We start from the raw sequence: 261 nt of genomic DNA, 5'->3' as shown, positions 1-261 counted from the left end.
CAACGGTTTCATAGTTTCCGTTTAAAAGGTTTTGTCGATCCTGTTCAAGTTTTTTTAATTCATTATCAATGTCTGCAAGGTTTTGTTCCGCTTCGTATCTCGCTATGTCTGCATCTACAAGTTTTTCTGATATTTCTATCATTTTTTCTTGTACCGCTGAAGCTTTTGCCAGTTCTAGCGCTGCGTCTGCCGATCTTCGCACCTGTTCTTCATTTCTGTTTAGTTCCCCTGTATTTTCATCAACTGACAGTGACAGCTCCG

1 protein-coding gene is annotated in these 261 nt (G+C 40.2%); it reads right to left on the bottom strand.

The features are described 5' to 3' along the window. Positions 1-261, bottom strand: a 261-nt coding sequence (locus NE619_RS18275) for a hypothetical protein (protein ID WP_256133894.1), incomplete at both ends; no start/stop codon positions are given.

The sequence above is a fragment of the Anaerovorax odorimutans genome, from assembly GCF_024459955.1.
Classification (GTDB): Bacteria; Bacillota; Clostridia; order Peptostreptococcales; family Anaerovoracaceae; genus Hominibacterium; species Hominibacterium odorimutans_A.
This window is presented reverse-complemented; position numbering and strand designations above follow the sequence as displayed.